Source organism: Actinomadura luzonensis (assembly GCF_022664455.2).
Lineage (GTDB): Bacteria > Actinomycetota > Actinomycetes > Streptosporangiales > Streptosporangiaceae > Nonomuraea > Nonomuraea luzonensis.
In genome coordinates this window covers 742289-764722 of sequence record NZ_JAKRKC020000002.1, presented here as the reverse complement: position 1 = coordinate 764722, position 22434 = coordinate 742289, and the positions used below count along the sequence as shown (strand labels likewise).

Annotated in this window: 26 protein-coding genes; 11 read left to right on the top strand and 15 right to left on the bottom strand. The window is 74.5% G+C overall.

Annotated features, from left to right (window positions below):
• Positions 1-104: 104 nt before the first annotated feature.
• Positions 105-1631, top strand: a complete 1527-nt coding sequence (locus MF672_RS33725) for an alpha-N-arabinofuranosidase (RefSeq protein WP_242382838.1) — start codon at positions 105-107, stop codon at positions 1629-1631.
• Here the strand turns inward: MF672_RS33725 and MF672_RS33720 are convergent.
• Positions 1624-2163: a MarR family winged helix-turn-helix transcriptional regulator gene (locus MF672_RS33720; protein ID WP_242382839.1), complete on the bottom strand. Its 540-nt coding sequence runs from the start codon at positions 2161-2163 to the stop codon at positions 1624-1626. The genes MF672_RS33725 and MF672_RS33720 overlap by 8 nt on opposite strands.
• Before the next feature lie 55 nt (positions 2164-2218).
• Between MF672_RS33720 and MF672_RS33715 the strand changes: the two genes are divergently transcribed.
• Positions 2219-2950 (top strand): SDR family NAD(P)-dependent oxidoreductase, encoded by a 732-nt coding sequence (locus MF672_RS33715; protein WP_242382840.1) that lies wholly within the window; start codon positions 2219-2221, stop codon positions 2948-2950.
• Between the two features lie 66 nt (positions 2951-3016).
• Here the strand turns inward: MF672_RS33715 and MF672_RS33710 are convergent, their stop codons facing one another.
• Both MF672_RS33710 and MF672_RS33705 read right to left on the bottom strand, forming a co-directional pair.
• Positions 3017-3829 (bottom strand): MBL fold metallo-hydrolase, encoded by an 813-nt coding sequence (locus tag MF672_RS33710; protein ID WP_242382841.1) that lies wholly within the window; start codon positions 3827-3829, stop codon positions 3017-3019.
• 113 nt (positions 3830-3942) lie between these two features.
• Entirely contained in the window at positions 3943-4398 is a 456-nt protein-coding gene (locus MF672_RS33705; RefSeq protein ID WP_242382843.1) for a MarR family winged helix-turn-helix transcriptional regulator, read from the bottom strand.
• 93 nt (positions 4399-4491) lie between these two features.
• Between MF672_RS33705 and MF672_RS33700 the strand changes: the two genes are divergently transcribed.
• A complete protein-coding gene (locus MF672_RS33700) occupies positions 4492-4926 on the top strand; it encodes an SgcJ/EcaC family oxidoreductase (protein ID WP_242382844.1) in 435 nt (144 codons plus the stop codon).
• A gap of 6 nt (positions 4927-4932) precedes the next feature.
• Here MF672_RS33700 and MF672_RS33695 read toward each other — a convergent pair whose 3' ends face one another.
• Together MF672_RS33695 and MF672_RS33690 are read right to left on the bottom strand one after the other, a co-directional pair.
• Positions 4933-5295 carry an STAS domain-containing protein gene (locus tag MF672_RS33695; RefSeq protein WP_242382845.1) on the bottom strand — a complete coding sequence of 121 codons (363 nt, stop codon included), beginning with the start codon at positions 5293-5295 and terminating at the stop codon, positions 4933-4935.
• Between the two features lie 11 nt (positions 5296-5306).
• Entirely contained in the window at positions 5307-5720 is a 414-nt protein-coding gene (locus tag MF672_RS33690; protein ID WP_302893324.1) for an ATP-binding protein, read from the bottom strand.
• Between the two features lie 198 nt (positions 5721-5918).
• Between MF672_RS33690 and MF672_RS33685 the strand changes: the two genes are divergently transcribed.
• Positions 5919-6815 (top strand): MEDS domain-containing protein, encoded by an 897-nt coding sequence (locus MF672_RS33685; RefSeq protein ID WP_247815544.1) that lies wholly within the window; start codon positions 5919-5921, stop codon positions 6813-6815.
• 76 nt (positions 6816-6891) lie between these two features.
• Here the strand turns inward: MF672_RS33685 and MF672_RS33680 are convergent, their stop codons facing one another.
• Complete coding sequence (locus MF672_RS33680; protein ID WP_242381255.1) at positions 6892-7284, bottom strand: hypothetical protein; 393 nt, start codon at positions 7282-7284, stop codon at positions 6892-6894.
• A gap of 145 nt (positions 7285-7429) precedes the next feature.
• On the opposite strand from MF672_RS33680, the gene sigJ reads away from it, so the two are divergent.
• Positions 7430-8359 carry an RNA polymerase sigma factor SigJ gene (gene sigJ, locus MF672_RS33675; RefSeq protein ID WP_242381254.1) on the top strand — a complete coding sequence of 310 codons (930 nt, stop codon included), beginning with the start codon at positions 7430-7432 and terminating at the stop codon, positions 8357-8359.
• 32 nt (positions 8360-8391) lie between these two features.
• Positions 8392-9168: an LLM class flavin-dependent oxidoreductase gene (locus tag MF672_RS33670; RefSeq protein ID WP_242381253.1), complete on the top strand. Its 777-nt coding sequence runs from the start codon at positions 8392-8394 to the stop codon at positions 9166-9168.
• A 163-nt stretch (positions 9169-9331) separates the two neighbouring features.
• Here MF672_RS33670 and MF672_RS33665 read toward each other — a convergent pair whose 3' ends face one another.
• Positions 9332-10030 (bottom strand): GntR family transcriptional regulator, encoded by a 699-nt coding sequence (locus tag MF672_RS33665; protein WP_242381252.1) that lies wholly within the window; start codon positions 10028-10030, stop codon positions 9332-9334.
• Between the two features lie 160 nt (positions 10031-10190).
• Between MF672_RS33665 and MF672_RS33660 the strand changes: the two genes are divergently transcribed.
• A complete protein-coding gene (locus MF672_RS33660) occupies positions 10191-10844 on the top strand; it encodes an N-acetylmannosamine-6-phosphate 2-epimerase (RefSeq protein WP_242381251.1) in 654 nt (217 codons plus the stop codon).
• On the top strand, positions 10841-11980 hold the full coding sequence (locus tag MF672_RS33655) for an ROK family protein (RefSeq protein ID WP_247815543.1): 1140 nt from the start codon (positions 10841-10843) through the stop codon (positions 11978-11980). Before MF672_RS33660 ends, MF672_RS33655 begins: the two co-directional genes overlap by 4 nt.
• Before the next feature lie 40 nt (positions 11981-12020).
• On the opposite strand, the gene MF672_RS33650 is transcribed toward MF672_RS33655, so the two are convergent.
• Positions 12021-12716: a cysteine hydrolase family protein gene (locus MF672_RS33650; protein ID WP_242381249.1), complete on the bottom strand. Its 696-nt coding sequence runs from the start codon at positions 12714-12716 to the stop codon at positions 12021-12023.
• A 55-nt stretch (positions 12717-12771) separates the two neighbouring features.
• Between MF672_RS33650 and MF672_RS33645 the strand changes: the two genes are divergently transcribed.
• On the top strand, positions 12772-13293 hold the full coding sequence (locus MF672_RS33645; protein ID WP_242381248.1) for a PadR family transcriptional regulator: 522 nt from the start codon (positions 12772-12774) through the stop codon (positions 13291-13293).
• Positions 13294-13309: 16 nt separating this feature from the next.
• Here MF672_RS33645 and MF672_RS33640 read toward each other — a convergent pair whose 3' ends face one another.
• The gene (locus MF672_RS33640; protein WP_242381247.1) at positions 13310-13483 is read right to left on the bottom strand and encodes a hypothetical protein; all 174 of its coding nucleotides are present in this window, start codon (positions 13481-13483) and stop codon (positions 13310-13312) included.
• A 149-nt stretch (positions 13484-13632) separates the two neighbouring features.
• Between MF672_RS33640 and fxsT the strand changes: the two genes are divergently transcribed.
• A complete protein-coding gene (gene fxsT / locus MF672_RS33635; protein ID WP_242381246.1) occupies positions 13633-16377 on the top strand; it encodes an FxSxx-COOH system tetratricopeptide repeat protein in 2745 nt (914 codons plus the stop codon).
• Positions 16378-16588: 211 nt separating this feature from the next.
• Here the strand turns inward: fxsT and MF672_RS33630 are convergent, their stop codons facing one another.
• Positions 16589-17785, bottom strand: a complete 1197-nt coding sequence (locus tag MF672_RS33630) for a serine hydrolase domain-containing protein (RefSeq protein WP_242381245.1) — start codon at positions 17783-17785, stop codon at positions 16589-16591.
• Between the two features lie 233 nt (positions 17786-18018).
• Positions 18019-18444 (bottom strand): MarR family winged helix-turn-helix transcriptional regulator, encoded by a 426-nt coding sequence (locus tag MF672_RS33625; protein WP_242381244.1) that lies wholly within the window; start codon positions 18442-18444, stop codon positions 18019-18021.
• Between the two features lie 76 nt (positions 18445-18520).
• Between MF672_RS33625 and MF672_RS33620 the strand changes: the two genes are divergently transcribed.
• Positions 18521-19171, top strand: coding sequence for an MBL fold metallo-hydrolase (locus MF672_RS33620; protein ID WP_242381243.1), 651 nt, complete (start codon positions 18521-18523; stop codon positions 19169-19171).
• Positions 19172-19179: 8 nt separating this feature from the next.
• On the opposite strand, the gene MF672_RS33615 is transcribed toward MF672_RS33620, so the two are convergent.
• The 4 genes from MF672_RS33615 to MF672_RS33600 all read right to left on the bottom strand — a co-directional run bounded on the left by MF672_RS33615 (position 19180) and on the right by MF672_RS33600 (position 22381).
• A complete protein-coding gene (locus MF672_RS33615; RefSeq protein WP_242381242.1) occupies positions 19180-19332 on the bottom strand; it encodes a hypothetical protein in 153 nt (50 codons plus the stop codon).
• Between the two features lie 117 nt (positions 19333-19449).
• The gene (locus MF672_RS33610) at positions 19450-20055 is read right to left on the bottom strand and encodes a response regulator transcription factor (protein ID WP_242381241.1); all 606 of its coding nucleotides are present in this window, start codon (positions 20053-20055) and stop codon (positions 19450-19452) included.
• Positions 20052-21383 (bottom strand): sensor histidine kinase, encoded by a 1332-nt coding sequence (locus MF672_RS33605; protein WP_242381240.1) that lies wholly within the window; start codon positions 21381-21383, stop codon positions 20052-20054. Before MF672_RS33605 ends, MF672_RS33610 begins: the two co-directional genes overlap by 4 nt.
• Positions 21380-22381 (bottom strand): hypothetical protein, encoded by a 1002-nt coding sequence (locus MF672_RS33600; protein WP_242381239.1) that lies wholly within the window; start codon positions 22379-22381, stop codon positions 21380-21382. The genes MF672_RS33605 and MF672_RS33600 overlap by 4 nt, the downstream gene beginning before the upstream one ends.
• Positions 22382-22434: the final 53 nt, after the last annotated feature.

Here is a 22434-nt window from a genome sequence, read left to right as displayed (position 1 = left end):
TCCGGTGATCGGTCCAGCCGGCCTGTAGAGTGATCCCGTTTCACCGGCACGTTTATCGATAAAGTACCCCTCTCACCCCCTTCTACCAGCGAGGTCCCGCACCGATGACCGTTACCGTCGTGCCCGCCGTCGTCAACCTCGACGTCCCCGGCCCCGTGATCAGCCGCCACCTGTACGGCCACTTCGCCGAGCACCTGGGCCGCTGCATCTACGGCGGCTTCTACGTCGGCGAGGACAGCGAGCTGCCCAACGAGGGCGGCATCCGCCTCGACGTGGTGGAGGCCCTGCGCGCCCTGGACATCCCCAACCTGCGCTGGCCGGGCGGCTGCTTCGCCGACGAGTACCACTGGACGGACGGCATCGGCCCCAAGGACCGCCGCCCCTCCATGGTCAACACCCACTGGGGCAACGTCGAGGAGAACAACCACTTCGGCACCCACGAGTTCATGGCGCTGTGCGAGCTGCTGGGGGCGGAGCCGTACATCAGCGGCAACGTCGGCTCCGGCACGGTCAGGGAGATGAGCGACTGGGTCGAGTACCTGACCCGCGACGGCGACTCGCCGATGGTGCGGCTGCGCAAGCAGAACGGCCGCGAGCAGCCGTGGCGGGTCCGCTTCTGGGGGCTCGGCAACGAGGCGTGGGGCTGCGGCGGCCACATGCGCGCCGAGCAGTACGCCGCCGAGGCCCGCCGCTTCGGCACCTACTGCCGCGACCACGGCGACAACCGGCTCTACCGCATCGCGGCCGGCGCCAACGGCGCCGACTACGCCTGGACCGAGACGCTGATGAAGCAGCTCGGCGAGCCGGGCTGCGCCTACCGCCCGCAGCCGTTCATGCAGGCGGTCTCCTTCCACTACTACACGATCCCCGGCACCTGGCAGGACAAGGGCAACGCCACCGTCTTCGACGCCGGCGACCACTACCGCACGATGGTCCAGGCCGCCCGCGTGGAGGAGCTGATCATCGGCCACTCCAACGTCATGGACTGCTACGACCCCGGCAGGAGCGTCGGCCTGGTGCTGGACGAGTGGGGCACCTGGTGGAACGTCGAGCCCGGCACCGAGCCCGGCTTCCTGCACCAGCAGAACACGCTGCGCGACGCCCTCGTCGCGAGCCTGCACCTCGACGTCTTCCACCGCCACGCGGCCCGCCTGGTCATGGCCAACATCGCGCAGACCGTCAACGTGCTCCAGGCCATGATCCTCACCGACCCGGACACGAAGGCGCTCGTCCTGACCCCCACCTACCACGTGTTCGAGATGAACAAGGGCCACCAGGACGCCGCCTCGCTGCGCGTGGACCTGCCCGACGGCCTGCCCACGCGCGCGGTCGGGACGGACACGCTGGCCACCGTCTCGCTGTCGGCCAGCCGCAAGGCCGGCCGCGCCCTGTTCTCCCTGTCCAACCTGGACGCCGACGAGCCCGCCGACGTCGAGCTGGACCTGCGGGGCGGCACGCTGACCGATGTGCGGGCGCGCGTCCTGACCGCCGCCAGGCTCCAGGACCACAACACCCCCGACGCGCCGGACGCCGTCGCCCCCCGCCCGCACGAGGTCACCCCGACCGCCAAGGGCCTGCGGGTGCGCCTGCCCGCCCACTCCTTCATCACCGTCGAGGGCGCGCTCAGCTGACCCGTCCCTCGCCGCCGGGCGGCGCCGCCATCCTGCGGCGCACGTCCGCGGTCAGCTTCTCCAGCAGCCCGGCGAGCGTCGCCCGCTCCTCCTCGCTCAGCCCCGCGACCAGGGACGCCTCCCGTCCGAGCACCTGGTCCACCGAGCGCTCGATGAGCGCGTGCCCCTCCTCGGTCAGCGACACCAGGACGCTCCTGCGCCCGTCGCCGCCGGGGGCGCGCCTGATCAGCCCCGCGCTCTCGGCCCTGGCCACCCGCTGCGAGATCGCGCCGGCCGTGACCAGCGTGCGGCGGGCCAGCTCGCGGGTGCTCAGCCGGTACGGCGGCCCGGACCGGCGGATCACCGACAGCAGGTCGAGCGTGGCCGCGTCGATCCCGGCGGCGCGCAGCACCCGGGCGCGGTCGTCGGCGAACATCTTGGCCAGCCGCCAGATGGGCGTCACGACCTCGATGGAGCCGGTCGGCGTGCCGGGGCGCTCGCGCTGCCAGGCGGCCGCGATCTCCGCGGGACTGGTGGGGGCGGTTTCCGCCATCTCGTGATCCTCCGCTATGTTTAGGGCTAAACGTTACCGGACGATCGGAGGGATCATGGGCAGGACCGTCCTCGTCACCGGCGGCACCAGCGGCATCGGCCGGGCCGTCGCCGCCCGCTTCGCCGCCGACGGCGCGGAGGTCGTCATCACCGGCCGCCGCCCGGACACCGTCGCCCCCGCCGCCGCCGAGCTGGGCGTGCGCGGCGTGGCCTGCGACGCCTCGCAGCCCGGCCAGGTCGCGGCACTGGCCGCGGAGCTGGCCACGGAGCTGGCCGGCTCGCTCGACGTGCTCGTCAACGCGGCGGGCGGCCTGCCGCCGGCGCCGGACACCGGGACGCCGCCGCTGGAGGCGGTCGCGCGGGAGTGGCTGGCCAGCGTGTCGGCGAACGTGCTCACCGCCGTCCTCACCACGGCCGCCTTCCGCGACCGGCTCGCGCGCGGCGGCACGGTCGTCAGCATCGGCTCGATCGGCGCCGAGCGCCGCGGCGGCTCCTACGGCGCCGCCAAGGCGGCGCTGGCCGCCTGGAACGCCACCCTCGCCGCCGACCTCGGCCCGCGCGACGTCACCTGCAACGTCATCTCCTCCGGCTACGTCGCCGGCACCGCCTTCTTCGGCGACGGCATGACGGCGGAACGCCACCGGGCCCTGGTGGAGGAGACGCTGCTCAAACGGCCGGGCACCCCCGGCGACCTCGCCGAGACGGTGTTCTTCCTCGCCTCGCCGGGCGCCCGCCACATCACCGGCCAGACCATCCACGTCAACGGCGGCGCGTTCACCACCCGCTGACCCGCCCGCGCGACCCGTCCTCGCGGCCGGTGCGCCCGGCCGGTTCGCCCGGCCGGTGCGCGCGGCTCATGGGCGGAGCGGCGACCAGGCCCCGTGCTCGGGCGCCCGCAGCAGGGCGGACAGGCCGGCCTCGTCGAAGGCGGTCTCCAGCTCGGCCCGCCCCTCGGAGAAGTGCGTCCAGCCGTCGTAGTGGGCCGGGACGACGACGGCGACGCCGAGCACGGCGGCGGCGGCCGCGACCCGGCGGGCGTCCATCGACACCGGCCGCTGCCGGAACTTGCCCGGCACGCGGGCCGCCCCGGCGTTGAGCACCGCCGCGTCGAGGCGCGGGACGCGGCGGGCGATCTCGGCCACGGCCCGCATCGAGGCGTTGTCGCCGCTGACGTAGACGGCGGGCAGCCCCTCGCCGGACAGCACGAACCCGGTGACCTCGCAGTTGACGTGGCCCTCCGGGTCCCGTTCGCCGTCCTCGGGCCCGTGCACGGCCGGGACCGCGAGCACGGTGAGGTCGCCGCCGCCGTCCTGGCGCGGCACCGGGAGGGCCGTCCAGGGGGCCAGGCCGACCGCCCGCCCGCCCAGCCGGCCGGCCGCGCCGGGCACGGTGAGCGTCAGCGGCGCGGCCGTCGCGAAGGCGCGGCCGCGCTCGTCCAGGTTGTCGGGGTGGGCGTCGTGGCTGACCAGCACCACGTCCACCGGCCCCAGCCGATGCTCGGGGACGGCCGGGCCGAGCGTCTTGGTGAGGTAGCCGTGCGGGCCGGGGTCGTCGAAGGTCGGGTCCACGACGAGGCGCAGGCCGCCGAGGTCGATGACGGCCGTCGGGCCGCCGAGCACCGTGGCCTCGCCCTCGCGCCGGGGCAGTTCCGCGTCCTCCGCCTGCATGCCGTCCGTTCCCCCTCGCCGCCGTAGGTGATCCCGCCGCATCCATGCTGCCTGCCCGCCGCACCCGGGGACGGGCGACACACCGCGCCGGGCCCAGGACGCCGGCCCTGGCCTCAGGAGCCGGCGCGCAGCTGCTCGGCGGCCTCCTGGTAGGCGCCTGCGGCGCGGTCGAAGTAGTCGAACAGGACCTCCAGGTGCTCCGGCGGGTAGCCGGCCAGGATCTCGGCGACCTTCCGCCGGACGGGGGCCATGACCTCGTCGAGCCCGGCGGGCCGGCCGACCGGCTCGACGATGACCTTGCGGCGGTCGTCCGCGGCGGGGACGCGGCGCACGTAGCCGGCCTCCTCCAGGCGGTCGATGAGCCGGGTGGTGGGCCCGGTGGTCAGCCCCGTGCGGGCGCCCAGCTCGCCGGGGGTCATCGCGCCGGCCAGTTCGAGGATGTTCAGCGCGTACAGGTCGGTGGCGCCGAGGCCGCACGCCTTGGCGGCGGCGTGGCCGTGCAGCATCACCGCGCTGAGGTAGCGGCGGTAGACCTGGTTCGCCGCCGCCTGCCCTCGTGTGGTTGACACGCGATCCTCCCGCTCTCTAATCTCTTCCCAAGAGAAGATAAATCTCTGAGGAAGTAACTTCCGTCCGGCAGTCATCATGATAGGGGCAACGCCATGACCACCGCCGCCATCACCGCCGTCCTGGAGCGCAGCCAGGACGCCTGGAACCGGGGCGACGGCGCCGCCTACGGCGCCTGCTTCACCGCCGACGCCACCGACGTCACCTTCGCCGGCACCGTCTACCACGGCGGCCCCGAGATCGGCCGCGCCCACCAGGCGCTGTTCGACAGCTTCCTCAAGGGCACCCGCCTGGTCATGGACGTCCTGGAGATCCGCCGCTACGGCGACGACGCCGCCGTCGTGGTCACCCGGGGCGAGGTCGCCAAGGGCGAGCCCAGGCGGCTCGGCAAGCTCGCCACCTACACCCTGGTCCGGGAGGCGGACGGCGAATGGCGCATCGCCGCCGTCCAGAAGACCAGGCACAAGGCGCTCATGGAGGCGTTCTCCTTCAGGATGCAGCCGGGCACCCGCCCGGCCGCGCGCCCTTGATGGAGGTCAGGTGCGGGAGGCGGTGATCGCCTCCAGCGCGGCCTCGACGTCGTCGTGGACGCGGATCGCCTCCCGCGCCCCGGTGAGCGCCAGCAGGAACGCCGGGGAGGACTGGACCGCCGCCAGGTGCAGGTCGCCGCCCCGCTCCCGGGCCAGCCCGTGCGCCCTGATGAGCACGACCAGCCCGCTGCTGTCGAGGAACGGCACCTCCCCCATGTCCACGACCAGTTCGGGGCCGCACTCGCCCGGGTAGTGGGCGGTGATGTAGTCGTCCAGCTCGGGCGCCGTGGTGGAGTCGACGGCACCGCTCACGTGGATGACCGTGACCTGGGCCGCGCTCCGGCAGGTCAGCGTCAAGGACGGCGACATGTCCTCCCCTTTCAGCCCCCCGGCCGCCGGTCGTGACCCGGGGTGGACCGGCTCATGAACAGCTCCAGCCGCGACCGGCCGCCCGGATGGTCGAGCACCACCCGGTCGCAGACGCGCTGGATCACCCACAGGCCCATGCCGCGCTGCGGCGGCCACCGGGGCTCGGTCTTGAGGTGCTCGTGGGTCAGGGCGCCGCCCTCGTCCACGACGTGCACGGTGACGCCGGCGGCGTCGGTGCGGGCGCTGACGGTGCCGCCCGCCCCGGCGTGCTCCAGCACGTTGCTGGCCGCCTCGCTGACGGCCAGCACCAGCGACTCGACGCGTTGCCGGTCCAGCCCGGCGTCCTGGGCGAAAGCGCCCACCAACGCGCGTAGCCGGGCGAGATTGTCACCGATCGGAACGTGGAGCCCGAACGACTCGCCCATAACCACCGCCTGATCCATCCCGTGGTCGGTCCCGAAACCTTGCCGTTATGAGCGGAGTGTAAACGGGGGTTCTCATCCCGTGCAGTGAGCAAATCCTACGCACGGCGGTACGGCATTCGACCGGGAAATCACGGGAAGCCGGGGCGAACGCGGTTCACCTGCCTAGGATGAGGGCATCCGGCGTGGGGAGGCAGCACGATGACGGCACCGCCTCCCACACCGCCGCCGACACCGCCGCCCATACCGCCACCAGCACCGCCGCCGGGGGCGCCGGTGCGCGCGGGCGCGCACGTGGCCGCGCGTTTCGGCTCCGACGGGGCGTTCCTGTCCGCCGCCGCCGGGTTCGCCCGGGCCGGCGTCGGCGAAGGCGCCCAGGTGCTGCTCTTCCCGTCGCCGCGGCTGCGCGAGGCGCTGCGCGGACGGCTCAGCGGCGGCGGCGACGCCGCGCTCGGGGCCGCCGCCCGCGACGGGCGGCTGCTGGTCCTCGACCCGCGCCAGGTCCAGCTCGCCGGCGGCGCCTTCGACCCGGCCCGCCTGCGCGCCGCCTACCTCGACGCCGTGCGCGACGCGCTCGCGGCGGGCCGCACGGGCGTGTGGACGGCCGTCGACATGGACTGGGCCCGGCCGGGCGTGGCCGACCCCGGCGCGCTCGTGGCGTTCGAGGCCGCCGCCAACACCCTGTTCACCCCGGGCACGCTGACCGCCCTGTGCGCCTACGACACGCGCGTCTTCACCGCCGGGCAGATCTTCCGCGCCTGCCAGGCGCACCCGTCGAGCGACGACACGGCCGGCTTCGCCCACCGCGCCCTGCCCTGCGGCGGCGGGCTGGCCTTCTCCGGCGAGACCGACCGGTCCAACGCGCTGGCCTGGAACGCGCTGCTCGCCTCCCTCGCCCCCGGCCACGACGTCGTCGACATCAGCGCCATGTCGTTCCTCAGCATCCAGGCGCTGGCCGACCTGGGGGCGGCCGCCTGCGCGCGGCCCCGGCCGCTCACCATCCGGGTGACCTTCCGGCAGGCCACCCGGCTGTCCCTGCTCAGGCTCGACCAGGTCGCCACCATCGAGGTCCTGCGGGCCGGGGGGCAGGTGCGGTAGTTTCCGCCGGGCGGCCGGAGCCCGTCGCCCGGCCCGGCAGCGGTGGCGACGGTCATGGTGGTTGCTCTCCTTCGCCTCAGCGGTGCTGGGGCTGGGCCGTGCGCGCCGTCACGAGCTGCGCCAGGCTCACGCCGAACATCAGCACGCCCAGCGGGACGTGCAGGGCCGGCACGCGCGCGATGCCGAGCGCGACCTGCGCCGAGGTGAGCAGCAGGAAGCCGAGCGCGTACCAGGCGGGCCGGGGCGAGCCGCCGCCGGGCCGCCACACCAGGACCGCGGCGGCCAGGTGCAGCAGCGCCGCCGCGAACACCACCCGCGCCCCGATGCCGTGCAGCGTCTCCCCCGCGGGCGTGGTCAGCAGCAGGCCGGCGCTGATCGCCTGGACGAGGATCGTCGCGGTCTGCAGGATGATCGCGGCGCGGACGAACGTGACGAAGCCGCCTTGCCTGGCCTTCGGAAGCGCGGACATGATGGTGCTCCCCTTTCCTGGTGTTCCGGTGTCCCGCGAGTACGACGACGCGGCGGCGCGGAATGTGAGGCGCCGGCCGCACCATCGTGGACGCCGTCCGTCGGACCCGGTGAGGGCGACCGCGAACGAAGGAGCCGGCGACGACATGGCCACCCCACCCGACCCCGCGCTCAGCGCGATCATGAGCGAGCGGCGTCAGCTGCTCGGCCTCGCCTACCGCCTCCTCGGCTCGCTGTCCGAGGCCGAGGACGTCGTGCAGGAGACCTACACCCGCTGGTACGCCCTGCCGTCCGAGCAGCGGGAGGCCATCGGCTCGCCCGGCGGCTGGCTGATGACGGTGGCCGGCCGGATCTGCCTCGACCTGCTCGGCTCGGCGCGGGCGCGGCGGGAGCGGTACGTGGGCGAGTGGATCCCCGAGCCGCTGCCCGACCGCGCGGAGTGGGTGAGCGGGCGGGCGCGCGGCACCACGGCCGACCCCGGCGACCCGGCCGAGCGGGTCACCCTCGACGAGTCGGTCAGCATGGCCTTCCTCGTCGTGCTCGACGCGATGACCCCGGCCGAGCGGGTCGCGTTCGTCCTGCACGACGTCTTCGGCTACCCCTTCGCCGACGTGGCCCGGATCGTCGGCCGCAGCCCGGCGGCCTGCCGCCAGCTCGCCGCCTCGGCCCGGCGCCGGCTCCGCGCGGCACGTCCCCCGGCCGCGCCGGACGCCGGGCAGGCGGGCCTGGTCAGGGACTTCAGGCAGGCGTGGGAGGCCAAGGACATCGACGCGCTGGTGCGCCTGCTCGACCCCGGCGCCACGGCCGTCGTGGACGGCGGCGGCCTGGTGGGCGCGGCGCCGCGCCCGCTGGACGGCGGCGAGCGGATCGCCCGCTACCTCCTCGCCCTGGCGGCCAAGGCGCCGGGCCTGACGCTGCTGGAGCGCACGGTCAACGGGCGGCCCGGCCTGGTGGCCCAGCACGACGGGGTCACCGTGACGGTGGCGGCTTTCGAGGTGGCCGGCGACCGGATCACCCGCATCTGGGCGGTGCGCAACCCGGACAAGCTGGAGGCGTGGCGGCCGGCGGCCGGATGACCGGCCGCGCCCCGGCCGCATAGCCTGGCCCCATGGTGCGATACGCGGTCGGGCTGCCGAACGTCGGCGAGTTCGGCGACCCCCAGGTGCTGACCGAGCTGGCCGTCGCCGCCGAGGAGCACGGCTGGGACGGCGTGTACCTGTGGGACCACCTGCTCTACCACCGCCGCGACTGGCCGGTCGTGAGCCCGACGGTCGTGCTGTCGGCGATCGCGGCCCGCACCCGCCGGATCCGGATCGGCGTGCTGATGACGGCCCTGCCGCGACGCCGCGTGCAGACGGTGGCGAAGGAGACCGCGACCCTGGACCGGCTCTCGGGCGGGCGGCTGGTCGTCGGCGCCGGGCTCGGCTCGATGGACGCCGAGTACGCCGAGTTCGGCGAGGACCCCGACCTGAAGGCGCGCGCCGCCCGCCTCGACGACGGCCTGGCCGAGCTGACCCGGCTGTGGGCGGAGCTGCCGCCGCCGCCCGTGCAACGCCCGCGCATCCCCGTCTGGTGCCCGGGGCGGTGGCCGGTCCGCGCCGGGTTCCGGCGGGCGGCCCGGTGGGACGGGGCGATGCCCACCTTCCACGACTACGGGCGCGAGCGGCCGGTGCCGGTGGCGGAGTTCGCCCGGGTGGTGGACTTCCTGGCCGGGCAGCGGGGGTCGCTCGACGGGTTCGACGTGGCGCTGGAGGGGCGGGCCGCCGACGGCCTGGTGGAGGGGTACGCGCGGGCGGGCATGACGTGGTGGGTCGAGGCGATGGGCTGGTGGCGGGGCGGGGTGGCCGACGCCCGCGCCACCATCGCCGCCGGCCCGCCCCGCTGACCGCCGTACGGGAGGCGGATCTGCGCGAAGCCGGTCCCGCGCAGGGTCCTGTACGAGGCGGTCACCGGGTCGGTCGGGAGGCTGGTCAAGGTGTGGCGGCGGGCCGCCCGCCGCGGACGCCGCGCTCCCCCGGGCCGTCCTGTCCCGGGCCGTCCTGTCCCGGCTAGCGGTAGATCGTCAGCCGGTAGGAGTAGCGGTCTCCCCGGTAGAGCGAGTCGGCGCGCTCGACGGCCCGCCCGCGGACGTCGTACCCGGTGCGCTGCACGAGGAAGGCCGGGGAGAACGGCGGCGCGCCGAGGGCCCGCGCGTCGTCCGGGTCGAGGACGGTCGCCTTGATCGTCTGCTCCGCCCGGTGCAGGGTCAGCCCGTGGCGGGCCGCCAGCACCTCGTACAGCGAGCCGTGCAGCTCCTCCGGCTCCAGGCCGCCGGGCAGCAGCTCGGCGGGCAGGTAGCTGTGCTCCAGGCACATGGGCTCGTCGTCGGCGGTGCGCACCCGCCGGATGTGCAGGACCTCGGCCGACGGGCTGAGGCCCAGGGCGTAGCCGACGCCGGCGCCGGCCGGGACCCGCTCGCAGCTCACCTCCAGCGAGCCGGGACGCAGGCCGCGCGAGCGCATGTCCTCGCTGAAGGAGGTCAGCTCGACCGACTTGCGGATGCGCGGCTCGCTGACGAACGTGCCCGACCCCTGGACGCGGTAGACCCGTCCTTCCCGTTCGAGCTCGTCGATGACGCGCCGCACGGTGAGCCTGCTGACGGCGAACTCCTCGGCGAGGACGCGCTCCGGCGGCAGCCGCTCGTGCGGGGCCAGCTCGCTCACCAGAAGGCCGGTCAGGTGCCGGCGCAGCCCATCGGACTTGCTCATGCCCGGAGTCTAGCCTCGAATTGGTGTACACCAAAAGCTTGACCGCCACCCACAGCCTGACCTATACCGATCAGGAAAGACTCCACGTCTCCCGAGGGGATCCATGCACACGTCACCCAATTGGGCATGCCCATCGTCTCTCTCGCGCGGCGGCGCGCGGATGGGGCGGCTGCGCGGCGGGCTCGTCGTCTCCTGCCAGGCGCCGGCCGGGCACCCGTTGCGGGACCCGGAGGTGATCGCCCGGCTGGCCGAGTGCGCCGTGCTCGGCGGCGCGGCCGGGCTGCGGGTCAACTCGGCCGCCGACATCACCGCCGTGCGCCGCCGCACCGGCGCGCCGGTGATCGGCCTGCACAAGGTCAGGCACGGGCACCGCGACGTGATCACGCCCACCGCGGAGCTGGCGACGGAGCTCGCCGCGGCCGGGGCCGACATGATCGCCGTGGACCTCACGCCGGAGTCGCCCGGGCCGGGGCCGGCGCTGATCGAGCACGTCCACGGCCTGGGGCTGCCGGTCATGGCGGACGTCTCGACGCTGGAGGAGGGCCTGGCCGCCTGGGACGCGGGCGCGGACGTCGTCGGGACCACCCTGTCCGGCTACACCGCGCGCCAGCTCCCCACCCCGCCCGACCCCGACCTGGGCCTGGTGGAGGCGCTCGCCGCGCGCGGCGTGCGGGTGGCCGCCGAAGGCCGGTACCGGACCGAGGAGCAGGTGCGGCGGGCGTTCGGGGCGGGCGCGTGGGCCGTGGTGGTCGGCGGCGCGATCACCGACCCGATCGCCGTCACCCGGCGGCTGGCCGCCGCCACACCGCGATGAGACCGCCCGCACGGGACCCGCTGGACGACCCCGCCGGCTCCCCGCCCTCATCCCCGCCCTCATCCCCGCCCTCATCCCCGCCGCCGCACACCTCGCCCTCATCCCCGCCGCCGCACACCCTGCCCTCCCCGCCCACCCGCGTCCCTCCCCCGACCCAGCTCGCCCCACCCGAACCCCCCTCACCAGCACTCCCCTCCCCTGGACCGTGCTCCTCGCCGGGCCCGCGTCCCCCGCTCGCGCTGGCCGTCGACATCGGCGGCACGAAGATCGCCGTCGGGCTGGTGGCGGCGGACGGCACGCTGCTCGAACGCCGCAGGACCGCCACCCCCGCCGGCCCGTCGATCCTGGGGGCCGTCCTCGACCTCGCCCGGCCGCTGCGGGAACGGGCCGCGGCCTGCGGGATCGCCACGGCCGGGACCGTCGACCCGCGGGGCCGCATCGCCTCCTCGACCGATCTGCTCACCGGCTGGGCGGGCACCGACGTCAGAGGCGCGGCCGAGCGGGCGTTGCGGCTGCCGGTGACCGTGCTGAACGACTGCCACGCCGCCGGCGTCGCCGAGGCGCGGATCGGCGCGGCCCGGGGCGCCAGGACGGCGCTGGTCGTCGCCGTCGGGACGGGCATCGGCGGCGCGGTCTGCGTCGAGGGCCGGGTGCGGACGGGCCGCACCGGGACCGCCGGCAGCCTCGGCCACCTGCCCGCCCCGGCCGCCGCGCGGCTGCGCTGCTCCTGCGGCGCGCTCGACCACGTCGAGGCGTACGCGTCCGGGCCCGCGATCGAGCGCGCCTACCTCCGGGAGACCGGGCGGGCGCTGCCGCTGGCCGAGATCGGCCGGCTCGGCTCCCCGGTGATCGCCGATGCGGCGGCGCTCCTGGGCCGGGTCCTCGCCGGCGCCGCCAACCTGATCGACCCGGACGCCGTCGTGATCGCGGGCGGGGTCTCGATGCTGGGGGCCGTCCTGCTGGAGCCCTTGGAGGCCGCCTACCGCGCCGAGGCGCTGCCCGGCCCGGCCGCCGTACCGCTGTCACGGGCCGCGCTCGGCGAGGACGCCGGGCTGGTGGGCGCGGGCCTGGAGGCCCTGACCCGCCTGGAGGCCCAGTCCCGTCGGGAGGCCCAGTCCTGCCCGGCGGGGTCATGACCGTGCGGCGCGGTCATGACCGTGCGACGGGGTCATCCGCTCACCCGGCCCGCCGCGCCTCCACCGGGGCGCCGGCCGGGGCCGTGCGGTCAGGCGTCAGCCGGGCCGCGATCTCCTCGGCCGTCAACACCAGCGCGAACCCCTTGCGCAGGACCGCCAGCTCGGGCTCCTGCCGGGACTCGTCGTCGGTGGCCGTGACGTCCGCCCCGAACACCACCCGGTACCCGCGCTCGTACGCCTGCCGCGCGGTCGTGCCGCAGCAGTAGTTGGTCAGCGTGCCAGTGACGATGACGGTGTCCCGGCCGAGGTTGCGCAGGATGGTGTCGAGCGGGGTGTCGTAGAAGGCTCCGTAGGAGGGCTTGCGGATCAGGACCTCGTCGTCGCGGCGTCCCATCTCCGCCCAGACGTCCGCCGGCCCGGGCCGCCGCCAGCCGGTGTCGTCGTGCGGCAGGTACCGCAGGGCGTGCGGACGGTCCAGCCCGAGGTGGGTGTCGTCGAAGATCGTCCAGATCACCGGCACGCCCGCGTCCCGGCAGTGCCGGACGAGCCGGCGCAGCCGGGGCGCCATGCGCGTGGCGGCCGGCACCCAGTACGGGCTCCACTCCGGCCGGACGAACTCGTCCTGCATGTCGATGACCAGCAGCGCCGAACGTCCGGCGCGGACCGGGAACGAGGCCCGCCCGCCTTCGTAGGCGGCCCGCGCCCGCGCCGCCACCCACTCCTCCGTGTACGTCACGAGGCCTCCATACATCGATTCGAGGTACATCGTTTCGATGTGGCAGGATAGCAGCATGCTGGAGCTGGCCATCCTGGGGTTCCTCGCCGAAGGACCGTTGCACGGCTACGAGCTGCGGCGGCGGGTCGCGGCGCTGTCCGGGCACAGCCGTCCCGTCAGCGACGGCAGCCTCTACCCGGCGATCAACCGCCTGGTGCGAGCCGGCCTGCTGGAGAGGCGTGCCGAGCCGGGCAGCGCCGCCGCCCAGCGCCAGACGCTCAGCCTCACCGGCGACGGCCGCGCCGAGCTGCTGCGCCGCCTCCGCTCCCCGGCCGAGCACGACATCACCGACAGCACGCGCTTCTTCACCGTGCTGGCGTTCCTGTCGTTGCTGCCCGACGTCGCCGAGCAGCACGCCGTCCTGCGCCGGCGGCTGGCGTTCCTGGAGCAGCCCGCCGGCTTCTTCTACGACGGCGACCGGCCCCTGCGGGCGGCGGACGTGGATGACCCGTACCGGCGCGGCATGCTGGTCATCGCCCGGGCCACGAGCCGCGCCGAACGCGCCTGGCTGCACGAGACCCTGTCGTCGTCGTCCTGACCGGCCGGGCGGCCGGTCACCGGTGCGTGAACCACCAGAACAGCAGGCCGACGACGCCGGTGCCGGCGGCGTGCGCGGCGCCTCTGGCGAAGGCCGTCCCGATGGCGCGACGGAGCCGCCGCCGGGCGGCGGATCGGCGTTGCGGTGCGGACGCGGTCCCGGCCCGCGCCGGGGTGTCGGTGTTCGTCATGCCCGCATCCCACCCGGCCCGCCGGCGAACGTGAAGATATGCCGGATCAATCCGGATCCGCACGGCTACGCTGCCGGTGAGCGGGGATCCGGGCCGGTCCGGGCCGGATCGCGGAGGACGGTCTGCGGCAGGTGAGGAGGCGGGGCGCCGTGGGGGAGTTCCGGCCGGAAGGGTCCACTTCCCGCGTACTGGCGGAGCTGGCCCGGCTGTGGGACCAGGCCCGCGCGCACAGCCCTGGCCAGGTGACGCAGAAGAGACTCGCGGCGGTCTCGGACGTGCCGTACTCGACCGTGAACGGCTGGGCGACCGGAGCCGCCGAGCCCCGGAACCTGGACCAGCTGGTGCAGATCGGCCAGACCCTGGCCGGGTGGGCGGACGAACCCGCCCTGTCACCACGGGAATGGGACCACCTGATGACCGCCGACCGCACCCGCCCCACCCCACGCCCCCTCCCAGCACCTCCCCCTGCACATGTGCCCGCCCCTACCACCCCGACCGACATCGGCCCCTCCGGGCGGGCCGACACGACGAACCGGGACCGGGATGGAGACCGAGACCAGGTCCAGGCCCGGGACCGGATCCGGGTCGGGGTGATCCCGCAACCGGCCGACTGCTTCCAGGACCGGCAGGTCGCCGAACACGTCCGAACGGCGACCGACCCGGCCGGGGCCGTGGTGCCGACCCAGGTCCTGACCGGAACGGGCGGGGTCGGCAAGACGCAGCTCGCCGCCTCCTACGCCCGCCGCGCCTGGCAGCAGGGAACGGAGGTCCTGGTCTGGGCGGACGCCGCCACCCGCGACGGCATCGTATCCGCCTACGCCGACGCCGCGACGCGGCTGTCCCTGCCGGCCGGACGGGAGGATCCGGAGCGGGCGGCGCAGGAGTTCCTGCTCTGGGCCGAGATCACCGACCGGCCCTGGCTGGTGGTGCTGGACGACGTGCGGCGTCCCAAGGATCTGAACGGGCTGTGGCCGCCGGCGGTCGCGTCGGCGGCGGGCGGCCGGGTGCTGGTCACCACCCGGCTGCGGGAGGCGGCCCTCGCCGGGGCGGACCGGCGTACGGTCGCCATCGGCACCTTCACCGAGGCAGAGGCCCGCACCTACCTGCGGGCCAAGCTCGGCGACCGGGACCCCGTCGCCGAGCTGGACGGCCTCGCCGCCGACCTGGGGTTGCTGCCGCTGGCCCTGGCCCAGGCGGCGGCCTACATCGGCAACGCCGACGTCACCTGCGCCGCCTACCGGCGACGGCTGGCCGGGAGGTTGCTGGCCCACGCCGTGCCGGGTGAGGACTACCTGCCGGACGGGCATCGCCGGATCGTCACCGCCACCTGGGAGCTGTCCGTCGGCCACGCCGACCGGGTCGCGCCCGCCGGGCTGGCCCGCCCGGTGCTGTACCTGGCCGGCGTCCTGGACCCGGCGGGCATCCCGCAAGCGGCGCTGACCAGCCCACCCGCCCTGGAGTACCTGACCAGCTACCTGCCCGGGGCCCCGGCCGGCGCCGCGGCCGAGGACGGCCACGCCGTGGACGCGGACACGGTGGACGAGGTGCTGCGGGTGTTGCACCGGCACAACCTCCTCGACCACGACCGCACCGCGATGCACCGCGAGGTCCGCGTCCACCAGCTCATCCAGCGCGCCACCCGCGAGAACCTGATCGCCCTGCCCGAGCTCGGTCCGCACCTGTTCGCCGAGGTGGCCCACAGCGCCGCCGACGCCCTGCTGCTCATCTGGCCGCCGATCGAACGCGACCAGCTCGGCCCGGTCCTGCGCGCCAACGCGACCGCCTTGCTCACGACCTGCGGCACCGCCCTCTGCGAACCGGACACCGGTGCACATCACCTGCTGTTCCATGCCGTCAACAGCCTCGGTGAGGCCGGCCGGCCCGCGGTCGCCGGCGCCTTCAGCGCCGACCTGCTCGCCATCTGCCTGCGGCGCCTCGGCCCCGACCACCCCGACACCCTGTCCGCCCGTTACAACGTGGCGCGATGGCGGGGGCGGGCGGGGGACGCGACAGGTGCTGTCGCCGCGTTCGAGGAGCTGCTGCCCGACTGCGAGCGAGCGCTGGGCGCCGACCATCCCCACACCTTGATCGTCCGCGGCGGCCTGGCGTACTGCAGGGGCGAGATCGGGGACGCTGCGGGCGCGGCCGCCGAGTTCAAGGAACTGGTGACCGATTTCGCGCGCGTGCTGGGCCCCGAGAGCCCCCTGACACTCACCGCCCGCGCCAACCGGGCCGCCTGGCTGGGCCAGGCAGGTGACGCGGCAGGCGCGGTCACCGTGTGCGAGGAACTGCTGGCCGTCCAGGAGCGGGTGCTCGGCCCCGAACACCCCGACACCCTGATCACCCGGCACGGCCTCGCGCGATGGCGCGGCGAGGCGGACGCGGCCGGCGCGACCGCCACACTGGAGAACCTGCTGACCGTCCAGAAGCGCGTGCTCGGCCCCGAACACCCTCACACGCTGATCACCCGCGCCAACCTGGCCACGTACCGGGGCAGGGCGGGGGACGTCGCGGGCGCGATCGCCGCGCTCGAGGAACTGCAGGCCCCTTGTCTGCGGGTGCTGGGCCCGGATCACCCCGACACCCTGACGCTGCGGAGCCAACTCGCGAAATGGCTGGCTGAGGCAGGCGAGCTGGCACGCTCGGGCGCCCTGCTGAAGGATCTGCATGCGGACGTCCTGCGGCTGCTGGGCGCCGACCACGCGCACACCCTGGGCACCCGCCACAACCTGGCGGGATGGCAAGGCGAGGCGGGGGACGCGGCGGGCGCCGCGGCCGCGTTCGAGGACCTGCTGGCCGACTGCGAACGGCTCCTGGGCCCCGACCACCCTCTGACCGTGGCCACCCGCGGCAACCTGACGCGGTATCGGCAGAAAGCGACGGGCCAGAAATAGGAGCGGGCCGGATCGGGCCAGACCCGAACGGGATCCGCGGCCGGCGCCCACCTGCAACCGAGCCGTAGCCCGAACCAGGCCGAACCGGGTCAGGCCGGGTCAAGCCAGCGGCATGCCCGCCCAGGCGGCCCGCAGACCTGGCCGAGCTCATGGCGCAGATCGGCGATGGGCGCCGGGCGAGCACGACGACGGTGGCCGGCCTCCTGGGCCGTCAGCCTGCGGTCTGCCCGTCGCAGAACACCTGCTTGACGAGGCCGTCCACCAGAGACGGCCACTTCGCCGCCGCCGGGCCCCTGGTGGCGTCGTCCACCCAGGTCACCGAGCCGGTCAGGGTCGTCCTGCCGTCGGGCGAGCTGTACATCAGCGCCCCGTAGCCGTGCGGCGGGCTGCCGTTGTGGCGATAGACCATGCCGCAGTCCGAGCCCAGGTTCTCCGCGTACATCCCCAGGCCGTAGCTCATCTTCGGGTTCGGCGTGCGCATCTCGGTCAGCAGCGCGGGCGGCAGCAGCTTGCCGGCGTTCAGCGCGGAGAAGAACGTCGCGAGGTCCTTCGTGGTCGAGATCAGGTCACCGGCGCCGGACAGCAGGGACAGGTTCTGGCGGCTGATGTCGACGGTCTTGGACCGGCCGTCCTCCTCATAGCGGTAGTAGCCGTGGGCGTGCGGCCCGGGCAGCTCCGTCCGGTTGCCCGCCGGCAGGGTGTCCTTCAGTCCGAGCGGGCGCAGGATGCGCTGCCGCAGCTGTTCGCCGTACGCGCGGCCGCTGACCTTCTCGACCAGCAGCATGGCCAGGGTGTAGTTGGTGTTGGTGTACTGCTGGTCCGCGCCCGGATCGAACCTGGCCGGCTTGGACAGCGCCAGCCGTACCAGCTCCTCGGGCTGGTAGGTCTTGAACCGGTTGTCCAGCCAGTCCTTGTTCATCGCGGGGATGCCGGGCACCCACGAACCGTCGGGGTCGAAGTCACCGGTGTAGTTGAACAGGCCACTGGTGTGCTGCAGCAGCATCCGCACCGTGATGCGCCGGTCCAGCCCGTACTCGGGCAGGTAGTCGTCCACCGGGCCGTCCAGGCGGACCTTGCCCTCGGCCACCAGCTGCAGCACCATGGTCGAGACGAAGGTCTTGGTGTTGCTGCCCACCCAGAACGAGCCGTTCGTCGGAGGCTTGGCGGCCTGGCCCAGCTTGCGCACCCCGGCGCTGCCGGTCCACTCACCCCGCTCGTCGCGTACGCGCAGCTGCACCCCGGTGAAACCGGCGTCGACGAACGCCTGCATGGCCTTGCGCAGTTCCGGGCGGTCGTGGTCCTTGGCGGCCATCGCGGGGGTGGCCGTCCCGGCCAGTAGCGCGGCGGCCACCGCCGTGACCGCCGCACGCCGCATGGCCTTGGCCGCCGGTGGGGTCTGGGTTCTCATGGTTCCTCGTCTTCGGTGTGGAGCTCAGGTGAACGACGCGCGCCGCCGTGTGGCGGGACATGGCTGATCAGCCTTCCGGCGGGCGGTGTTCTCGGGATGGGCCAAGCTTCCCGCCGGGCGGTGCCGCGGATCAACGGCGAGCATCGCAACGGTCGTTCACCCGCGGTTGACGGTCGCGACGTCGACGGTCGCAACCGGGCAAGAGCCCCATGGGTCGTGCCGTTCGCCGCGCGTCAGTCTCCGGTCAGGTGCGCGGTCAGGCGGGAGAGCAGGGGGACGCAGGCGCGTAGTTGCTCCCGCTCTTCAGGGGTGAAGACGTCCCGGATGGCGGCGTCCAGGGTGCCGGCGCGCCGGTCGCGTTCGCGCTGCAGGCGGGCGCGCCCGTCGCCAGTGATGTGCAGCAGGAGTTTGCGGCCGTCGCCGGGATGGGGCTCGGTACGCACCAGACCGGCGTTGAGCAGCTCTTTGACGGACTTGGCCGCCGACTGGTGGGTGACCCTGCGGCGGTGGGCGAGGTCGGCCGTGGTCATGGGGCCGAGGCGGTCGAGGAAGCCGAGGGCGGCCGCCTCCCCCGGAGGCATGGTGTCCACGACCCGCACCGCCCGGACCAGCTCCCCGATCGACTGCCGCAGCTCCTCCGCCAGCGCATCTTCGTCCATACGGGACATCCTACCCAATATTGTGAGACCTAGTTGTACAGTTTGGTTGTACTGTTTACCAGAAAGGTTGCCCCCTGTGCTGCTCACCAAGTTCGGCCACGCCTGCGTCCGCGTCGAGAAGGACGGCCGCCGCCTGGTCATCGACCCCGGCGGCCTGACCGAGCCGCAGGCGCTGGACGGCGCCGACGCGGTCCTGGTCACGCATGAGCACTTCGACCACTTCTCCGAGGAGCGGCTGCGCCGGGCCGCCGCGGACAACCCGGGCCTGCGCATCTGGGCCGACTCCTCGGTGGCCGGACAGCTGGACGGCCTCGGCACGCGGGTCACGGCGGTCGGGGAAGGCGCGGCGTTCGGCGCGGCCGGGTTCGACGTGAAGGTCCACGGCGCCTGGCACGCGGTCATCCACCCCGACATCCCCCGCATCACCAACGTCGGTTTCCTCATCGACGACGTCCTGTTCCACCCCGGAGACGCCCTGACCGTCCCCGACGCCGCCGTCGGCACGCTGCTGCTGCCGGTGCACGCCCCCTGGTCCACCACCGGCCAGCTGATCGACTACGTCCGCGAGGTCGGCCCGCGGGACGCCTACGCCATCCACGACGGCGCTCTGAACGACGTCGGCACCACGGTGCTCGGCGGCATCCTGGGCGAGCACGGCCCCGGCACCACGGCCCGCTACCACCGCCTGACGCCGGGTGCGAGCGCGCAGATCGGCGATTCCGAGTAGCCGCCCACTCAGGCGCGCCCCGCCTGGAAGGGCGACGCTCGGCCCATGACGGCCTCCGCCCGCGCGACCACCGCCCGGGCCTGGGTGCCGGCCACGGCGTGCCAGGGCGCGACGACGCCCGGCCCGTCCCGTCGGTGCGCATGGTGGAGAACCTCCTGCACGCCATCCATGCCGAACCCGGCGTGCCCCAAGCCCGCGACTTCCCGGCATTGGGGCTGACGGGCGGGTTGGGCTGAGGGGCGGGCCGAATCCGGTGGCGTCGGGGGTGAGTGGGCGGGTCAGAGCCAGCCGGCGTCGCGGGAGATGCGGATGGCGTCGATGCGGTTGCGGGCGCCCACCTTGCTGATCGCGTTCGACAGGTAGTTGCGCACGGTGGCCTGCGACAGGGAGAGCTGGGTGGCGATCTGGGCGGTGCGGACGCCGCTGGCGGCGACCCGCAGGACCTCGGTCTCCCGGGCGGTGAGCGGGCTGCTGCCGGTCTCCAGGGCCGCCGCGACGAGTTCGGGGTCGATCACGCGTTCGCCGCGGGCGATGCGGCGGATGCCGTCGGTGAGGGTCTGCGCGGGTGCGTCCTTGACGATGAAACCCCGCACGTGGACCTTCAGCGCGCGCAGGAGATTGCCGGGCTGGCTCAGCCCGGTGAGCACGAGGGCGCGGCAGCCGGGTAGCTGCTCGGCCAGTAGCTCGGCGGCCGACAGGCCGTCCAGGCCGGGCATGTCGATGTCGAGGACGGCGACGTCCGGGCGCACCCGCAGCGCCGTCGCCAGGACCTCGTCGCCGCGCTCGATCTCGGCGACGACCTCCATGTCGTCCTCGAGTGACAGCAGCGCGACCAGTGCGGACCGGATCATGTGCATGTCCTCGGCGATCAGCACGCGGATCACACTGCCTCCTCAGGGACCTCGACCGACAGCCGGAACCGGCCGTCGCGGACGGTGGCGGCCGACGAGCCGGACACGGCCCGGACCCGTTCGGCCACCCCGGACAGGCCTGACCCGTGGCCGACGACGGCTCGCCCTGCGCCGTCGCTCGCAGTGCCATGGCGGTTGCCGCCGCCGGGGCTCGGATCGACGGTGCCGGCCGAGCTCGACCCGTTCGAGGTTGATCCAGCCGACGCCGCAGCGGTCAATTGCGCTGAGCTCAAGTGAGCTGGGGTCGGTCGTCCAGGGGCCGGGCGGGCCGGGGTCGGGTCGTCCGTGAGGGCGCGGACGCCGTCGTTGACGATCTCCAGGTGCACCTTGCCGTCGTCGCGGGACAGGATGATGGCGCAGGTGCGGGCGTCGCTGTGGCGCAGCAGGTTGGTGGTGCCCTCGCGGATGGCCCAGGCCAGCGCGTCCTGGGCGGGGCCCGTCAGCGGCGGCAGGTCGGCCACGTCGAGGCGGGTCTCGACCCCGGCGGCGTGGAGCAGGGCCGCGGCGCCGTCGATCTCGGTGCGCAGCGACACGGCGTGCTCGTCGCGGGTGATCGCGCGTACGTCGCGCAGGGCGTCGCGGGCCACGCCGGTGAGGCTCTCGATCTCGGCGCGGGCGGCCTCGGTGTCGTTGATCAGCAGCCGCAGCGCGAGGTCGCCTTTGAGCGCGATGGCCGACAGGCTCTGGCCGAGCAGGTCGTGCAGGTCGCGCGAGACCCTGATGCGCTCCTCGCCGACCGCCGTGGCGGCGAGCTCGGCGCGGGTGGCGTCGAGCTCGGTCACCAGCAGGGCGAGCCGGGCGCCCCCGACCAGAGCGGCCGCGTACAGACTGGTGGCGATGACGGCGTACAGGCCCATGAGCAACAGCTGCGGGACCGTCCAGTCGTCCGCCTGCACCGTCACGAGCATCTCCCGCGCGGCGTTGATCAGCAGTTGGACGACGGCGACGGCCGGCATCAGCCGCCCGCGCAGCAGCACCACCGAAGAGGCCAGGGCGAAGATGCCGAAGCCCTCCCAGTTGGAGCCGAGCCACCAGATCGGCACGTCCGCGATGAGGATGATCGCGGTCAGGGTCAGGGGCCACCCGGCCGGACGCTCGCCCCGGGCGGCGGCGAGGCTGTGCCGGAGCTGGATCGCGCCGGCCAGGGCCGCCAGCAGGATCGCGACGAGCGGATCGCCGGGCGGGCCGTCCATGCCGAGGATCGTGTAGACCGGCACCTGGAGGGTCAGCGGGACGTGCAGGGCGATCAGCGGCCAGTGCGGGTGGCGCAGCACCCACGGGGGCGGGATCGACGGGCTCATGCCGGCACCTCGATCGTCTCGTCGACGAGGTCGCTGCGCAGCTCCAGGCGGACCCGGCCGTTCGGGCCGACCACCGTGATCTCGCAGGTGCGTACGGTGTCGTCGCGCAGCAGGCGCGTGACGGTGGCGCGCAGGGCGGCTCGCGGCCCCGGCGCGATCGTGTCCGGCATGCCGGACGTGGGCAGGTCGAGGCGGGTCTCGATCCCGGCCGCGGACAGCAGGGTGGCGACGGTCTCCAGCTCGGCCCGCAACGACGGCTGCCGGTAGCCGCGGACGCGCTGCCTGGCCTCGGCGAGGGTGCGCCTGGAGTCGTCGGCGAGCGCGGTGAGCTCGTCCGCCAGGCCGGCCTGCTCTCCCCGCGCGAGCCGGCCGCCCGCCCGCTCGCCGCGGGCCGCGATCGCCTCCAGCGCGCCGCCCAGGGTGCGGCGCAGGTCGTCGTCGATGCGGCGGCGTTCCTGGGTAACCGCCTGCTGCGCCAGCGCCTCGCGGGCCGCCCGCAACCGGGTGAGCGCCGCGGCGAGCCAGATCATCAGCAGCATCGCCGTGCTTCCTGCCACCACCGAGAACAGCAGCCACGGCACGGACGTCCACGGCAGCCCGAGCGCCCGGGCCACCGGCACGGTGGCGACCGGCACCGTCGCGTACACGACGTACGACCACGGAGCGGGCAGCACCAGGAGCGCCGACACGATGAGGCCCACGTAGGCCCTCGGCCACATGGTCCCGGCCCAGGGCGTGGCGCTGACGATGATCACGGTCACCACCGCGAGGGTCGCGTAGGCGGCCGGCGGGCGGGCCGCGTGGGCGGCGTACCACACGTGCCGGAGGTGCAGCGGCAGGTAGGCCGCGGTGGCCGCGAGGCTGACCAGGCCGGTGCGGGTGTCGTTGCCCAGGTAGCCGAACCCCAGCACGACCTGCAGCAGCGGCAGCACCGCGGCGGCGCCCGTCACCAGGCCCGCCGGGGCCAGCCGCACCAGGCTTTCGGACCTCAGGGACACCGTGGGCTCACCCCCCGACCGTTCGCGTGTGACCGGAGACCAGGGTAGAGGCG

Coding starts and splice junctions, on each gene's coding strand:
- MF672_RS33685 (WP_247815544.1), top strand. CDS start 5,919: ATGACGGCACCGCCTCCCACACCGCCGCCGACACCGCCGCCCATACCG.
- MF672_RS33695 (WP_242382845.1), bottom strand. CDS start 5,295: ATGTCGCCGTCCTTGACGCTGACCTGCCGGAGCGCGGCCCAGGTCACG.
- MF672_RS33630 (WP_242381245.1), bottom strand. CDS start 17,785: ATGAGAACCCAGACCCCACCGGCGGCCAAGGCCATGCGGCGTGCGGCG.
- MF672_RS33700 (WP_242382844.1), top strand. CDS start 4,492: ATGACCACCGCCGCCATCACCGCCGTCCTGGAGCGCAGCCAGGACGCC.
- MF672_RS33690 (WP_302893324.1), bottom strand. CDS start 5,720: ATGGGCGAGTCGTTCGGGCTCCACGTTCCGATCGGTGACAATCTCGCC.
- MF672_RS33640 (WP_242381247.1), bottom strand. CDS start 13,483: ATGACGAACACCGACACCCCGGCGCGGGCCGGGACCGCGTCCGCACCG.
- MF672_RS33715 (WP_242382840.1), top strand. CDS start 2,219: ATGGGCAGGACCGTCCTCGTCACCGGCGGCACCAGCGGCATCGGCCGG.
- sigJ (WP_242381254.1), top strand. CDS start 7,430: ATGGCCACCCCACCCGACCCCGCGCTCAGCGCGATCATGAGCGAGCGG.
- MF672_RS33670 (WP_242381253.1), top strand. CDS start 8,392: ATGGTGCGATACGCGGTCGGGCTGCCGAACGTCGGCGAGTTCGGCGAC.
- MF672_RS33655 (WP_247815543.1), top strand. CDS start 10,841: ATGAGACCGCCCGCACGGGACCCGCTGGACGACCCCGCCGGCTCCCCG.
- MF672_RS33605 (WP_242381240.1), bottom strand. CDS start 21,383: ATGAGCCCGTCGATCCCGCCCCCGTGGGTGCTGCGCCACCCGCACTGG.
- MF672_RS33680 (WP_242381255.1), bottom strand. CDS start 7,284: ATGTCCGCGCTTCCGAAGGCCAGGCAAGGCGGCTTCGTCACGTTCGTC.
- MF672_RS33645 (WP_242381248.1), top strand. CDS start 12,772: ATGCTGGAGCTGGCCATCCTGGGGTTCCTCGCCGAAGGACCGTTGCAC.
- MF672_RS33625 (WP_242381244.1), bottom strand. CDS start 18,444: ATGGACGAAGATGCGCTGGCGGAGGAGCTGCGGCAGTCGATCGGGGAG.
- MF672_RS33665 (WP_242381252.1), bottom strand. CDS start 10,030: ATGAGCAAGTCCGATGGGCTGCGCCGGCACCTGACCGGCCTTCTGGTG.
- MF672_RS33660 (WP_242381251.1), top strand. CDS start 10,191: ATGGGGCGGCTGCGCGGCGGGCTCGTCGTCTCCTGCCAGGCGCCGGCC.
- MF672_RS33710 (WP_242382841.1), bottom strand. CDS start 3,829: ATGCAGGCGGAGGACGCGGAACTGCCCCGGCGCGAGGGCGAGGCCACG.
- MF672_RS33720 (WP_242382839.1), bottom strand. CDS start 2,163: ATGGCGGAAACCGCCCCCACCAGTCCCGCGGAGATCGCGGCCGCCTGG.
- MF672_RS33725 (WP_242382838.1), top strand. CDS start 105: ATGACCGTTACCGTCGTGCCCGCCGTCGTCAACCTCGACGTCCCCGGC.